This window comes from Actinomadura sp. SCN-SB (assembly GCF_043906805.1).
Classification (GTDB): Bacteria; Actinomycetota; Actinomycetes; order Streptosporangiales; family Streptosporangiaceae; genus Spirillospora.
Genome location: NZ_JBIMPP010000209.1, coordinates 1 through 388, shown reverse-complemented (window position 1 = coordinate 388; position 388 = coordinate 1). Strand labels below are relative to the sequence as shown.

At 57.7% G+C, this 388-nt stretch carries 1 rRNA gene; it reads left to right on the top strand.

Features of this window, described 5'->3' with window-relative positions:
* Positions 1-388: ribosomal RNA gene (locus ACGWYJ_RS39080) — 23S ribosomal RNA — on the top strand; the annotation flags it as partial.

The window sequence follows — 388 nt, the reverse complement described above, 5'->3', positions numbered from 1 at the left end:
GCCATTGGTAAATCCGTGGCGCATTCGAGGGTGAGGTGTGATGCCGAGCCGTTTTAGGTGAAGTGAGTGATCCCATGCTGCCGAGAAAAGCCTCTAGTGAGTGTGCCGGCGGCCCGTACCCTAAACCGACTCAGGTGGTCGGGTAGAGAATACCGAGGCGTTCGGGTGAACTGTGGTTAAGGAACTCGGCAAATTGCCCCCGTAACTTTGGGAGAAGGGGGGCCATGTCTGGTGATCGCCCTTTGCGGTGGGAGCTGGGTGTGGTCGCAGTGGCCAGGGGGAAGCGACTGTTTACTAAAAACACAGGTCCGTGCGAAGTCGTAAGACGCTGTATACGGACTGACGCCTGCCCGGTGCCGGAACGTTAAGAGGACCGGTTAGACCCTTT